Annotated in this window: 12 protein-coding genes; 3 read left to right on the top strand and 9 right to left on the bottom strand. The window is 33.0% G+C overall.

The genetic code is table 11. The features are described from left to right. Positions 1-199 precede the first annotated feature (199 nt). The gene (locus SB689_RS03095) at positions 200-1,615 is read right to left on the bottom strand and encodes an APC family permease (protein WP_410690672.1); all 1,416 of its coding nucleotides are present in this window, start codon (positions 1,613-1,615) and stop codon (positions 200-202) included. Between the two features lie 448 nt (positions 1,616-2,063). On the opposite strand from SB689_RS03095, the gene SB689_RS03100 reads away from it, so the two are divergent. Beyond that, positions 2,064-2,849 carry a hypothetical protein gene (locus SB689_RS03100; RefSeq protein WP_410690673.1) on the top strand — a complete coding sequence of 262 codons (786 nt, stop codon included), beginning with the start codon at positions 2,064-2,066 and terminating at the stop codon, positions 2,847-2,849. A 490-nt stretch (positions 2,850-3,339) separates the two neighbouring features. Continuing rightward, positions 3,340-3,849 (top strand): DUF4920 domain-containing protein, encoded by a 510-nt coding sequence (locus SB689_RS03105; protein WP_410690674.1) that lies wholly within the window; start codon positions 3,340-3,342, stop codon positions 3,847-3,849. Positions 3,850-3,991: 142 nt separating this feature from the next. On the opposite strand, the gene SB689_RS03110 is transcribed toward SB689_RS03105, so the two are convergent. Next, positions 3,992-5,101, bottom strand: coding sequence for a M14 family zinc carboxypeptidase (locus SB689_RS03110; protein ID WP_410690675.1), 1,110 nt, complete (start codon positions 5,099-5,101; stop codon positions 3,992-3,994). An 842-nt stretch (positions 5,102-5,943) separates the two neighbouring features. On the opposite strand from SB689_RS03110, the gene SB689_RS03115 reads away from it, so the two are divergent. After that, on the top strand, positions 5,944-6,489 hold the full coding sequence (locus tag SB689_RS03115; protein WP_410690676.1) for a helix-turn-helix domain-containing protein: 546 nt from the start codon (positions 5,944-5,946) through the stop codon (positions 6,487-6,489). A 284-nt stretch (positions 6,490-6,773) separates the two neighbouring features. Here SB689_RS03115 and SB689_RS03120 read toward each other — a convergent pair whose 3' ends face one another. From SB689_RS03120 to SB689_RS03150, 7 genes are all read right to left on the bottom strand, one after another. After that, a complete protein-coding gene (locus SB689_RS03120; RefSeq protein ID WP_410690677.1) occupies positions 6,774-7,943 on the bottom strand; it encodes a proline dehydrogenase family protein in 1,170 nt (389 codons plus the stop codon). Between the two features lie 65 nt (positions 7,944-8,008). Beyond that, a complete protein-coding gene (locus SB689_RS03125) occupies positions 8,009-8,938 on the bottom strand; it encodes a UbiA family prenyltransferase (protein WP_410690678.1) in 930 nt (309 codons plus the stop codon). 11 nt (positions 8,939-8,949) lie between these two features. Beyond that, complete coding sequence (locus SB689_RS03130) at positions 8,950-9,876, bottom strand: mevalonate kinase (protein WP_410690679.1); 927 nt, start codon at positions 9,874-9,876, stop codon at positions 8,950-8,952. A 223-nt stretch (positions 9,877-10,099) separates the two neighbouring features. Next, positions 10,100-11,590: an MFS transporter gene (locus tag SB689_RS03135; RefSeq protein WP_410690680.1), complete on the bottom strand. Its 1,491-nt coding sequence runs from the start codon at positions 11,588-11,590 to the stop codon at positions 10,100-10,102. A gap of 106 nt (positions 11,591-11,696) precedes the next feature. Next, a complete protein-coding gene (locus tag SB689_RS03140) occupies positions 11,697-12,875 on the bottom strand; it encodes an acetyl-CoA C-acyltransferase (protein ID WP_410690682.1) in 1,179 nt (392 codons plus the stop codon). A gap of 49 nt (positions 12,876-12,924) precedes the next feature. Then, a complete protein-coding gene (locus SB689_RS03145) occupies positions 12,925-13,374 on the bottom strand; it encodes a hypothetical protein (RefSeq protein ID WP_410690683.1) in 450 nt (149 codons plus the stop codon). Positions 13,375-13,383: 9 nt separating this feature from the next. Next, complete coding sequence (locus SB689_RS03150; RefSeq protein ID WP_066758150.1) at positions 13,384-13,770, bottom strand: hypothetical protein; 387 nt, start codon at positions 13,768-13,770, stop codon at positions 13,384-13,386. Positions 13,771-14,020: the final 250 nt, after the last annotated feature.

Genomic DNA, 14,020 nt, shown 5'->3' on the forward strand with positions numbered 1-14,020 from the left:
TTGGGTTGTTATTCAAATCTCATAGGTTTTAAAAACCTGTTAGGTTTATTTGCAGAATATTATCATTAGCCGCGATTGAAACGACATCCTTTTTTGTTGCGGCCGGAGCGAAACGGAGGCCGTAATGAAAAAGATATAGTGGAAAGCGGGAAATTGCTTCAAAAAAAGCTGTCCGACTTAGTCAAACAGCTTTTGAAATTTATTCTTCTATTTTCTTGTTTCGATTGATAAAATAATAAACCGGAAGTCCGAGCAAAACCATTACGAATCCGGGCCAAGTATATTGTTGCTTGTAAATTAATAATAAAATACAAAAACCAGAGCCAATAAGCAAATAAACGATAGGCGTAACCGGATATAACCATGTTTTGTAAGGTCTTTCGAGATCGGGTTGTTTAAATCTTAAATAAATAACTCCAAAAACGGTTATCATGTAAAATAAAACGATCACGAATGAGATCATATCTAAAAGATTCCCGTATTGCCCGCTTAAACACAACAAACAAGCCCAAACTCCCTGCATCCATAGTGCATTAGCGGGAACTTCGTTTTTGTTGTTTTTTTCGGCCTGTTTGAAGAACATCCCGTCTTTAGCCATAGTTTGGAAAACTCTTGCTCCGGCTAAGATCAATCCATTATTACATCCGAAGGTAGAAACCATTACCAAAACGGCAATAATTACAGTTCCTGCACTTCCGAAAATAAAGTGTGAAGCGGCAACCGCTACTCTATCATTTTCAGCAAAGGCGATCGCGTCTCTGTCCAAAGCATTTAAATAAACATAATTCACTGCGATGTATAAGATCATTACGGCAGTAGTTCCGTAGATCATAGATTTTACAACGTTTTTTTTGGGGTTTTCAATTTCACCCGAAACGAAGGTCACACTTTCCCAAGCCACAGAACTGAATACGGAACCTACCATTGCTGCTGCAATTCCGCCCAGTAAAGTCATTCCGCCGATTGGTTCCCAACCTTCTTTAAGGAAGTTTCCGAGAGTATCTTTTTTAAGATTGCTGAAAGAATCATATCCCAAGCTAAAATTTTCCGCCAAATGAGAGAAATCAACTAAAATAAATCCAGCAGCAATTAAACCCAATATGGCTATGATTTTAGAACCTGTAAAAACATTTTGTAATATTTTTCCGCTTTCAACACCTCTTGTATTAAAATAAGTCAATAAAATTATTGTCCCGATGGCTAAAATCTGTATCCAGGTAATTTTAAATTCTCCACTTTGAAAGATGGGTGCTGCATCATTAAGAGCAGGAACCAAATATGCCGTAAACTTTCCGAAAGCCATTGCCACCGCAGCGATTGTACCTGTCTGAATTACCGTAAATAATCCCCATCCGTACAAGAACCCCATCTTTTTACCGAAGATCTCTTTAAGATAGGTGTATTGCCCTCCTGCTTTAGGAAATAAGGCTGATAGTTCACCATAACTGATCGCTGCAGCCACCGTCATGATTCCCGTTATCACCCAAACAACGATAAGCCAGTATCCAGACCCTAGATTCCGCATCATGTCGGCACTTACGATGAAGATTCCACTTCCGATCATGGAACCCATTACAAGCATGATGGCGTCCCAAAGTTTTAGTTTTTTTTGCATAGTCAAGTATAGGCGTCAAATATAAATAAATATAGGTTTTGTTTGAAAAGTATTTTTAATCTCTTCAATCCAATGATTCCCAAGTCTTTTATAATAAATGATTTTATTTTTTTGACCGCAAGAGCATTTCATTCAGTAAATGACAATAATAAATCTTAGTTGAGTGAAAATTATTATATTTAGAAAATTTTAAACTTTATATCTTCCCTTGTTTATTGGTGTATAGTCTAATTTTATTTTTCAAATAAATTATTCTCTCATAATTTATTTAAAATTGATTGTAATAACGCAAAATATTAAAAATGAAAAAAAATTTCTCTAATGGGAAAACCATTCTCTATTTATTGGCATCCTTTCTTCGCCTTCCTCCCTATTATGGGATTATGCAAAAACACCATAAAACAAACTTAACTTTCAAAATAAATTAATCATGAAAAAAACTTATTTTTTGTCAATAATATTATTGACGAGCATTTCTCACATCTCAGCTCAAACTGGCGTTAACACAGCATCTCCAGATGCCTCTGCTAATTTACATGTTGCTAATAATGGCACATCTATCAGAGGAACATTATTAAATCCAATAACAACAGCCCAAAGAAATTCAATTTCTTTGCCCGCTACAGGACTTTTAGTTTATGATACAGACTTAAAATGCCTGATGTCTAATAATGGAACTCCTTCTTCTCCGAATTGGGCATGCACATCAAGCGGCGGAGGAAGTACAAATAGTGATGGAACATTTAAACACTTATTTTATCAGCCAGATTATACTACAATGACAACCTCAACAGCTTTTACAACAACAGGGGCTAAACCCTCTGAAACAGTTAATAGTAATATTGTAGGCTATTTAACAAATAACGATCCTTCAAAATTATCCGATGTTCCTGTTATAGATGGAATTCGAATGAATGTTGTTTTTTACAACAAAGGTACATCGGGGACTCTTATGAGTCCGATAATAGAAAATATATCAGGTGCTGCCATTAACGACTTTGTATTGTACAATCAGTCAACAGTAAGTGGTACAAAAAGAGTAGCATATAGCGCTCTTGCCAATGGTAGCTATGTAAATGTGGATCCTGACGGAATCGTATATTATGATACTTCAACTTTTGAAACTTGTAGTGCTGTAATTAATCGCAACGGTAAAATGTACAGATGCACATGGTGGGGGTATTATGGTAATTCAACTCATAATATCCATATGACAATGGAAGTATTTGATTAAAACTAATTCTATAAATACTTTTATTTACAAGGCTAATGAGTTCCAGAATTATAGGATTTTTGTTTTGCAATATTAATCTCCTATTTTTTTGGAACTTACGCTGTTAAATAAATACAGATTCTACAGTAAAAAATTTAAAAAAATAATGTAAAGCATCTTTGTGAACATCGTGTTGAAAAAAAAATATCAACAAATATATTTATTAAATGTATAGAAAGATTCGTGTCCAGATTCCCACGGAATGACAAACTTTGTGAGTATTTCCCTGATTCTTAAATGGATGACTGCAATCCTAGCCCCGATTGTAATGAAAATCCTTTTTTGAAAAAAAAAGATTGCAATGGAAAGCGGGAAATAGCTCTTAAAAAATATTCAAATAGATTTCTATTTAAAATCATTTTAAACACAAGAAACAACGACCTGTTTTTTATCAAGTTTTTAACGATTTCTTATTCAATATTTATTAGTATTTTTGGAAAAAATATTAAAAATGAAATTCAAAGCAATATTATTTGCAGTCGCTGTAAGTGCATCCACTTTAGCTTTTGCACAGGAGACAAAGAAATTCGGTCCACCGGCAGGAAATGCAGTGGTTGGTGATACTTACGGAAGCGCAGTTTCTGCTGGAGTGGAATCTAAAGCTATTTCTGTAGATAAATTAAGCAAAAAGCTTAAAAAAGAGAACAAAAAAGTAGAAAACGTAGCTATTAAAGGAAAAGTAGTTGATGTTTGTGATAAAAAAGGTTGTTGGTTAACGATTCAGACTGAAGATAAATCTCAGTTCTTCGTAAAAATGAAAGATTATGCATTTTTCGTTCCGACTGCTTTGAAAGGAAAAACTGTTGTGTTGGACGGAAGCGCTGAAAGAAAAGTAACTTCTATCGATGAGCAAAAACATTACGCAGAAGATGCTAAAAAACCTCAAGCTGAAATTGACGCGATTACGACTCCGAAAGAAGAGATCAGATTTGTAGCGAATGGAATTAAAGTTGTGAACTAATAATTCTAAAATTTTAAACGCAAAGTTTTATTTTGATGTCTCCAATTTTAAGGAGCAAAGAATGGCAAATAAATTTGCTGATAAAGCGACGTTTAAAAAATTACATAAAAACAAAAGCGGAACAATTTGTTCCGCTTTTTTTTTAGTCTTCTATTTTAAATTCTACTACAGCATCCAGTTTTGGATATTTAGTGGCAGAAATAAATTTCTTTCCGGTGCAGTCGATTTCGAGCCAGCCTTTCCTTTTCTTCACATCTCCGACTTCCATTACAAACGGTACAAAAGATATTTCCTCCTTGCCCTCCTCCATAATCTCGCGGTACTGAACAGCCACGTCTAAAATACATTCATGATCGGTATTCAACTTTACATTTCTGTAAACGATATCGTAATGCGTTTCCTGATTTTCGGGAATTTCAAGATAAGCTTCCCAACCTGTAATATCAGAGTTTAATTCGCTGATTGCTTTTAGTGCATAATATAATGCAATCGTATAATATTTTCTAGTTCCTTTTCTCGTGTAGTCATCTACAAAATGTCCGCCTTCAAATAAAATCGTAGGCATTCCTGCTTTGATGAAATTATCGCCTGTAGAAGTCGGATAAAATTCATCAGAATATCTGCCAATCTGATTTGGAATTAATTCTTTCAGATGATGATAAACTTCTGCAATTACCGCCATGCATTTTTTTCTGTTTTCGGTAAGCGTACGTTCAACATTTTCCGAAGGTGCCAAAAACGATAAAGTCGCAGGATGGATTCCGTCTGTTGTAAAAATTGTTCTCTGCTCATGTAAATTCAGAGCGTAATCATACTTTTTTGAAGCGACAGCATTTTTCAGAAATTTAATCTCTTTACTTGACTCGTTATGGAAGTCTCTGTTAAGATCAATATCCGAAGCATTGAGCCTTGTCCATTTTTCAGAGCCGTCAGGATTTAGCATAAAAATAAAATCCAGTTTGATCTTACTGAAAAGTTCTTCCTTCAGTTCCGGAGCTTTATCTAAAGTGATCAACAAGTCCAACATTGCATGGGTAGCGTTCGACTCATTTCCGTGCATTTGTGACCAAGCCAGAATATTTATGTTTCCGGTTCCGATGCTTAGTTTATAAATAGGCTTTTCCAAATACGATTTTCCGATCTCCTGAATATAGTCTGCGAGATTCGTCTGTAAGTATGAAAATAATTTTTCAGGGGAAATATAACGGTTTGGGAAATTAGGGTTTTCTAAATAGATCTGTTCAAAATTCATTGTGGAATAGTTTACAAGAGTCAAATTTAACCATTTTTAGTTAAAAAATAAAATTAACGTTTGTAAACTCATTAAACAATGTAAAATGACAGATTGACTGTGGATAAAATTGTGGATTGTTGATAATTTAATTAAATACATGTAATTAAATAAAATTCAGTTAATTATAAAATTTACTTAAATGTTAATTAGAACTTCACTTTAAGTGTGGAAAACCCTATTTATCACGAAATGAGTGTAATTAACTTAAACATGTGGATAGTGGATAAGTATGTTAATTACTTTTTATATACAAATGTAAATTGTTAATTATTCAGAAAACTACCTTAAAAATTAGTGTTTAATTTGAATTAAAATAAAAGCGTAACTCGCCTTTAAATTTATTTGAAATAGGTTTTGTTGCTTAACTATAATTAACCACTAAAATGAGCTTGTATTGGGTGTTCACGGAGGTAAAATAATCCAAAACATACATTTGTAATCAGTAAATATCTACAAAATCAGGTATTTAGCTGATCTCCTACTCTATATGTTAAAATTATGATCTGATGTTTACATGAATCCTCTTTAACAGGTTATTTAATGACTGATACAATGTTAAATCGTTCAATAATCAGCTTACTTCGCCTATTACTTTAAGTAAAATCTTAAAAAGTCAATTTTGCGGATAAAATGTTAAATAAAATTTGTGATTTAATTTTATCCATAATGTAAATATCTGATATTTAGTTAAATATATTAGTTTACAAATGTATTGTCAATAACTTTATTTTGATTTACATTTGTATTTTGCAATTGTAAATACTATCTTTACATTTGTAAAGTGATTAAAAGCTTATTTTATGAGTTTAAATGAAAGAATTTCCAAAGTTATAGAGTATTCAAAATTGACGTCTTCTGAATTTGCAGATGAGATCGATGTACAACGATCTTCTATTTCTCATGTTACTTCAGGAAGAAATAAACCGTCGTTAGAATTTATCATAAAAATAAAATCCCGATTTCCGGAGATTTTATGGGACTGGTTGGTGAACGGCGATGGTGAAATGCTGAAATCTGAATTACCGGAAACGAACGATTTGGAAGAATTAGAATTGGAAATCGACGAAGATAAAGCCAAGCCTACTTCACTTCCCGATCTGTTTACGATGATGAATAATGACGATGATTTTGGAGCAGATGAAACAGAAATTGAGCTTCCCAATGAGAGGCTTCAGGAATCTTTTATACCGCACCAAAGTATACCTCAGGAGAAAATATTCGATTCTCAGCGATTAGAAAAATCTAATCAGCAAATACTCGATCAAGTAATTGGAAATCAGTCTAATAAAATAAAACGTATAGTCCTATTCTACGAAAACGGAAAATTTGAAAGTTTTGAGCCATAAAAAAGCCTGATCAAGAAAATGATCAGGCAAAAAAATATTTGAAGAAGAAAACTAAAGCTAAAGCTTTATATTTTTCAGCTATTTAAAGTAAAATGAGCGTTCATTTTATTGCTTTTTTCATGTTGCTCAACTAAATTACAAAAAGTTTACGAACTTGACAATAAAATTTTTATTTTAATATTATATAATTAACATAATAAATTATTTAATACATATTATCAATTTAAACTATAGATAAAAAAATACCTCACAAAAAATGTGAGGTATTTATATTTTAAATGAAATTATTTATTCTTTCTTCTGTCCAATTCTTTCTGAATAAGACCTAACTCCCGTCCTGTTTGCCCTGCTACAGAAGTGTTTTCTCTAGCTCTTCTCGTAAGATAAGGAACAACATCTTTTACGGGTCCGTATGGAAGATATTTTGCTGCATTATAGCCTTTATTAGACAAATAGAATGTAATGTTATCACTCATTCCGTAAAGCTGTCCAAAATAGATATGGGGATTGCTATTTTCAAGAGATTTAGCCTTCATTTTATCCATTACCAACTCAGAAGAAACCTCATTATGAGTCCCGAAAAACGCCGAAACTTTATCCAAATGATTCATTACAAAATCAATTCCTGCATTGTAATTTTTATCGGAAGCTTCTTTGTTTGGCTGGATTGGATCTGCATATCCTTTTTCTGCCGCTCTCGCTCTTTCCTTCTCCATATAAGCTCCACGAACGATCTTATATCCAATGAAATAATTCTTTTCTCTTGCTCTCTGAAGATTCTCTTCCATGTATTCCAATCTGCCGGTTCTGTACATTTGGATCGTATTCCAAACGATAGGTTTTTCCTGATTATACTTCTCCATCATCTCTTCACACAAGTGATCAGCTGCATCCTGCATCCAGGTTTCCTCGGCATCTACCATTACTTTTTTGTCGTGTTCATGGCAAAGTTTACATACTTCATCGAATCTTTTTACAACTCTTTCCCACTCTTCTTTTTGACTTGAAGTAAGCTCTGCATTCTTTCCAACAGCTTCGTAAAGATCAATTCTACCGAACGCAGTAGGCTTAAAAACGATAAAAGGAATAGCAGGATTTCCTACAGAAAATCTTACAATATCTTTAATTTCTTTGCAAACAGCATCAAATGTTTCTTCATCTTCTTTACCTTCAATCGAGTAATCGAAAATACTTCCAACCCCTCTTTTGAAGAGTTGTTTCACGGCTTTCATGCTTTCTTCACGCGTTTCTCCACCACAAAATTGATCAAACAAAGTGTTTTTTACAATTCCGGTAACGAAAGGGAAATTATTATGAACAGTGAAATTAAGGATAGAAGTTCCAAGACTTGTAAGAGCGGGCTGTTCAATCATTTTGAACATCCAGTACGCTTTTCTTAACTGTGCATCAGATTTATCTGCAAATGCAACTTTGGTATCGTTAAAAATGGGCATTCCTTTTTATTAAATTTAGTTTTGCAAAGGTAAGGATAACCTTAATCTTTTTCCAACATTTTCTATTATATTTTACCTTCAATTCCGTTCAGAAGCATTGCAATGATTCCTACAAAAACCCAAAGTCTTAATATATTGATTGTCAAAAAATTACTTTTCCTAGAAGAATTTAAAAGTAAATAAATACAAAAGATGAAAACAAATAATCCACCAGAAAAATAATAAGCCATAAAACCGGAAATTCCTGTTCTGAGAATGAGTTTCATGGAAACTGCCATCGTAATAATCAGCAAGGAAATAATAATTCCTTTTGTTGTTTTCGTCTTAAAATAATTCGGAATTGTAGTATATCCAAAGGCTTTATCTACACTTTTTGTGAGCGTGTCTTTTACAATATCAATGCATAAAAGCATCAAAAAAAGGAAGATTGCCATTAACAAAACCTTCTTTGAAAACGTCTCATAATACACCATCATTCCGAAAAAAGGATAGAGCGTAAGGCTTACAAAAGTGAGATTATTTAGTATTAAAAATCGACTCAATTTATGGCTGTAAAACCACATAAAAAACTGATAAACGACAAAAAAAGCAAAGACATTATGGGAAATTGTCCATGCAACTCCCAAGGAAATGATGCTTAAAAACAAGTAAGCGTAAAGGAAATATTTCTGTTTTATGAAGCTTTGAACTCGTGTTCTGAACGGTTTTACGATATGATCTTTTTCAAAATCGTAGAATTGGTTGATAATTCCACCTGCCAAAATGGTTAAAACAGTACAGAAAATAATGCCGTGAACTTTAAAATCGAACACAAATTTCCTGAAACTTTCATCTTGATTAAACAGGAAAAAGGTAGAAACATACAAGGCAAAAGTGAGCAGAATAGCCACAAAAAATCGTGCGCCCAAAAGAAAGCCCACGAATTGTGAAAATCTGTAAAATAGAGATTTTTTGACAAAGTTTTTTTGTTGGAAAGTTTCTTTTTCAGAATTCATTTCCAATACAATTAAAATCTGTAAATCACTTCTTTATGGAAGCCATCAAGCATTTTTTCAGCTTTTTCGTAGTCTTTAGTGAAACCTAAAATATAACCTCCACCTCCGCTTCCGCAAAGTTTTAAGTAATACGCATTTGAGTCCAAACCTTTTTTCCAGACATTAAAAATACTTTCAGGAATCATCGGACGGAAGTGTTCGTATGCCCAATGAGAAAGTTTCTTTAAATTTCTAAAGAAAGGATTCATATCTTTTTTAAGGAAAGCCTCAATACAAGCGTTATTGTAACGGATAAACTCTTCTTTCAACGTTTTACGGAAACCTTCTGTTTTCATTTTTTCAAAGAAAATCTGAACCATTGGTCCTGTTTCGCCCGTCATTCCAGAATCAATTAAGAAAATTGCTCCTTTGCCTTCCTGACTTCTAGGAATGGCTACTTTATCTACACTTTCTTTGCTTTCGATTAAAATCGGAAGGTTCATGTAGCAGATAAGTGGATCAATTCCAGAGCTTTTTCCGTGGAAATAGCTTTCCATTAAGCCAAAAACGCTTCTTAAATTTTTAAGTTCGTCTTTAGCAATGTTTTCAGGATTACGTTTTGTAATTGAATAACGTTCGAAAATAGCAGCAACTAGAGCGCCTGAACTCCCTATTCCATATCCTTGCGGAATATTACTGTCGAAGAATAAACCTTTTGAAATCTCTTCCTTAAATGTTGAAACATTAATTTCAAAACCTTTCGGAAGCTCCAAATTTAGGAGATATTCTGCATATTTTGTAAGGTGTTCATTAGATTTCTTTTCAAAATCAGAATCTAATGCTGAGAACTTGAGGGTACCTTTATAGAAACTATAAGGTAATGTCAAACCTTGGGAATCTTCAATGATTCCGTATTCCCCGAACAAAAGAATTTTTGCGTAAAATAAAGGGTTTGTCATTATATAATAAATCTTTTTTGCAAAGTTAAAATTATTCTGCTCAGTATAAGCAAAATCCACGCCGAATTATAACTTATTTTAACAGAAAATTGATTCTTAGTATTTAATTAAATCTTAACAACCTTATTTAATATCTTAAAGTTAGCAAAAAAGCCTGACAAAATCAGGCTTTTATTATTAATTATTCAAAAATTATTGTTTTATTATTTTTCTTGCTTAAAATTTAGTTCTTATGAGAATCAATTTTTAAGAAACGTATTAAAATTGCTCCTACCGCAAAGAATCCGGACATTGCAATAAAGGCATACTGCATATTTCCAAACTTTTGAATAAGCACACTGAATATTAGCATTCCACAGATAATCGCAAGCTTCTCAAGAACGTCATAGAAACTGAAAAACGTTGTATTTTCCATAGAATTTTCAGGTAATAATTTGGAATAAGTAGACCTAGACATAGCCTGTAAACCACCCATTACCAAACCGATAAGCGCCGCTAAACCGTAGAACTGATATTGAAGATTCGGGTTTTCTTTATTTAATGAGAATGCAGAAAGACAACAAACGATCCAAATAACTACAGCAATGGTAATTACGTTTTTGTTTCCTATCTTTTTTGAAATTTTTGAGAATAAAAATGCTCCAAAAATAGCAATGATCTGTATAACCAAAATAGTAATAATCAGTTTATACTTTTCATCCTGTTTAGGGAAAATTACATTACTTCCAAATGGGGTTGCCATTAAAAATATGGTCTGCATTCCTACACTGTAAAAGAAGAAACTTGATAAGAAAAACTTCAAGCTTTTATCTGCGAAAAGTTTATTTCCGACTCTAAATAGCTCTCTAAAACTTTCCTTAGCAATATCTTTATAAAAACTGATGTTATCTTTTAAAACTTCAAGAAATCCACCCTGTTCTTCGTGCTTTTTGAAGATATTTTTATAATTTAATAATACTAAATCTTTTGGAAGTTTCTCTTCTCTAACATCTCCAAATTGAGGTAAATGTTTAAAAGTATATTGAGAAAAACCAAACCACCAAGCTCCTGTTAATAAGAAACTAATTCGGATAAATATATTCTGCTGATGTGCACCTTTAGCAACAACCTGTATTAAAACCAAACAAATGATAAGCAATACGACTGATCCTACATAACCGTAAATATATCCTTTTGCAGAAAGTGAATCCTGCTTTTCCGGTGTTGCAATATCCGGTAAAAATGAGTTGTAAAATACAAGACTACCCCAGAAGCCAACACTCGCAGTTACACTGAAAAGAAGTCCTAAAAAGAAATTATGCATTCCCGTAAACATCGCTAATCCCATACAAGAAGTAGCTCCCAAATAACAGAAAAACTGTAAAAAGGATTTTTTATTACCAATTGTATCTGCCAAAGAAGACAAAAATGGAGATAATAAAACGACCAAGAAAAATGACAAAGCATAAGAAAAACTCAGAACAGCATCCGGTTCATAAGTTTCTCCAAATATTTTTATCATCGTTCTCACAGGAATTTCCTGAACTTCTCCTGCCGCTGCAACATATTCCTTTTTGTTGTATGCCGTAGTAAGAATGGTGTAATAAATAGGAAATATTGCAGAGGTAATTACCAAAGAGTAAACAGAATTGGCCCAGTCGTAGACTGCCCATGCTTTCATAATCTTTGGATTATTCTTAATATTTTGTGATGGTTGATTCCCTGTTTCAGACATTTATAATAGTATTAATTTAGCAAAAATAAAAAAACCATTAAGAAATTGATAACAATTTAAAAAAATTATCAAATCCTTAATGGTTGTAAATATACTTTAAAAAGTATTATAAATTCTCAATAACAATTGCAGATGCACCACCGCCTCCATTACAGATCGCTGCAGCACCATATTTTGCATTGTTTTGCTTTAAAACATTAATCAAAGTAACAATAATTCTAGAACCTGAACTTCCAAGTGGGTGTCCTAAAGCTACCGCACCACCGTTCACGTTTACTTTAGCAGCATCTAATCCTAAAATTTTGTTGTTTGCTAAACCTACCACAGAGAATGCTTCGTTAAATTCGAAGAAATCAATGTCTGCAAGCGTTAAACCAGCTTTTTTAAGAGCAATTGGTAAAGCTTTTGAAGGTGCAGTTGTAAAGTTTTCAGGTTCGTGAGCGGCATCAGCATAAGAAACAATTCTCGCTAAAGGCTTAAGACCTAATTCTTCCATTTTTTCTTTAGAAACAAGGATCAACGCAGAAGCACCATCATTTAAAGTAGATGCATTAGCTGCAGTTACCGTTCCTTCTTCTTTTTTGAATACTGTTGGAAGTGTAGGAAGTCTGTCGAAATTTACTGCTTTGTATTCTTCATCTTCAGCGAAAATAATAGGATCTCCTTTTCTTTGAGGAATTGATACAGGAACAACCTCATCAGCAAATTTCCCTTCGCTCCAAGCTTTTGCAGATCTTTTGTAAGATTCTATAGCGAAATTATCTTGTTCTTCTCTTGTAATATTATAGTCAGTCGCACATTTTTCAGCACAAACTCCCATGTGAACTTTGTTGTAAACGTCTGTAAGACCGTCTAGAACCATTCCGTCCAACATTTTAACGTCTCCTAATTTTGTAGCATTTCTTGCATTGTAATAATGTGGAACTGAAGACATGTTTTCCATACCTCCTGCAACAATTACGTCTGCATCACCAGCTTTAATCGCCTGTGCAGCCATACTTACTGCCTTCATTCCTGAAGCACAAACTTTATTGATTGTTGTAGCAATTGTTTCGTTTGAAAGTCCCGCTCCTAAAGCAACCTGACGAGCCGGAGCCTGTCCTTCACCTGCCTGTAAAACGTTCCCCATATAGATTTCCTGAACGTTTTTAGGATCTAGACCAATTTTATCTAATGCTCCTTTTACTGCAGCCGATCCCAACTTTGTAGCCGGAACAGTTGATAAACTTCCTAAGAAACTCCCCATTGGTGTTCTTACTGCGGAAACGATGAATACTTCTTTCATGTGTATATCTTTATTTTTTCTATTTTTAAATTAATCTTAACCTTTTCGGTTATTTTGTTTTTGCCTTTATTAAAACCAAATCAAACTGATTGTTATCAACTTTAGATTGAATTTTAATATAATTATCCATTGTTGCAATTACTTTATTACTGAAAACATCCCCAACTTTAACAGGGTTACTTTCTTCAGTTTTTTCAAGAACGATCAGCTTATAATTACAGTCATCCACAAAAACCATACTTGATTTTATATGATCTTTACCATCATTATAATATTCTGTCTGAACATTATCTTTCACAGTCATATACCAAAGATTTTTTGGATAATTAGAGCGCAAAAACGTTCCTTCCTTTATATTACTGCATTTAGTAGGGTTATCTACAGGCTTTTGCTGTACGGCTTCTTTTTTCTTGGTATCGGTAGTTATTTTTTTCTGAGCGTTCATCTGAGAAACACCTAAAAATAATACTGCAAGGGAAATTGTTTTTATGTACTTCATATCTGTGTGTTATTTAACTTTATTATTTTTTGCAAAAATCATTAGGAAAGCACCCAGAAACTCAATTGCCCAACCCCACTTTAGCTTTACAACGCCAGCGAAAGTTTCTCTCCAAGATTTAAACGGCAAAAAGCTGAAATAATCTAAAGACTGAACTTTAATGGCAATCAAACTTAGGATGAATAAAAGGATTAAAAGAACCGCAAAACTTCTTACGATTTTCGCACTATTATTCACTATTCCGAAAAGGGCGCAGGCAGAGAGAACCCAGCATGCAATGGCCAGAAAATGGTCTAGCTTCCAGTAATTCCAATTACCAATAATCGGAACATGGACCAAGGGTAAAAAACTACCCACAACCACCAATAACAATCCTAATAACTGAATATTTTTCATAATTCTTAAAGTGCCAAAATACAAAAAAAAACACACTTTATATCAGTGTGTTTTAAAAACAAATTATTTGCATACAAACATTTGTTAGTTTCAAAATAAATATTATAATTTTAAACATTTCACAATAAAAACATTATTTTGTTATTTAATTAAAAATTAACATTAAAGATTTTAACATCTACTTTTAAGCCATATTTCTTCTTCAATATGATTTTTATTATTAAATGCTGATGTAAATTCATATTCAACT

The sequence above is a fragment of the Chryseobacterium sp. SIMBA_038 genome (genome assembly GCF_046535115.1).
Taxonomy (GTDB): Bacteria; Bacteroidota; Bacteroidia; order Flavobacteriales; family Weeksellaceae; genus Chryseobacterium.

What these genes read in the sequence shown, in the direction of transcription:
- SB689_RS03095 (WP_410690672.1), bottom strand. Translation starts at nt 1,615, where the DNA reads ATGCAAAAAAAACTAAAACTTTGGGACGCCATCATGCTTGTAATGGGT.
- SB689_RS03105 (WP_410690674.1), top strand. Translation starts at nt 3,340, where the DNA reads ATGAAATTCAAAGCAATATTATTTGCAGTCGCTGTAAGTGCATCCACT.
- SB689_RS03110 (WP_410690675.1), bottom strand. Translation starts at nt 5,101, where the DNA reads ATGAATTTTGAACAGATCTATTTAGAAAACCCTAATTTCCCAAACCGT.
- SB689_RS03115 (WP_410690676.1), top strand. Translation starts at nt 5,944, where the DNA reads ATGAGTTTAAATGAAAGAATTTCCAAAGTTATAGAGTATTCAAAATTG.
- SB689_RS03120 (WP_410690677.1), bottom strand. Translation starts at nt 7,943, where the DNA reads ATGCCCATTTTTAACGATACCAAAGTTGCATTTGCAGATAAATCTGAT.
- SB689_RS03125 (WP_410690678.1), bottom strand. Translation starts at nt 8,938, where the DNA reads ATGAATTCTGAAAAAGAAACTTTCCAACAAAAAAACTTTGTCAAAAAA.
- SB689_RS03130 (WP_410690679.1), bottom strand. Translation starts at nt 9,876, where the DNA reads ATGACAAACCCTTTATTTTACGCAAAAATTCTTTTGTTCGGGGAATAC.
- SB689_RS03135 (WP_410690680.1), bottom strand. Translation starts at nt 11,590, where the DNA reads ATGTCTGAAACAGGGAATCAACCATCACAAAATATTAAGAATAATCCA.
- SB689_RS03140 (WP_410690682.1), bottom strand. Translation starts at nt 12,875, where the DNA reads ATGAAAGAAGTATTCATCGTTTCCGCAGTAAGAACACCAATGGGGAGT.
- SB689_RS03145 (WP_410690683.1), bottom strand. Translation starts at nt 13,374, where the DNA reads ATGAAGTACATAAAAACAATTTCCCTTGCAGTATTATTTTTAGGTGTT.
- SB689_RS03150 (WP_066758150.1), bottom strand. Translation starts at nt 13,770, where the DNA reads ATGAAAAATATTCAGTTATTAGGATTGTTATTGGTGGTTGTGGGTAGT.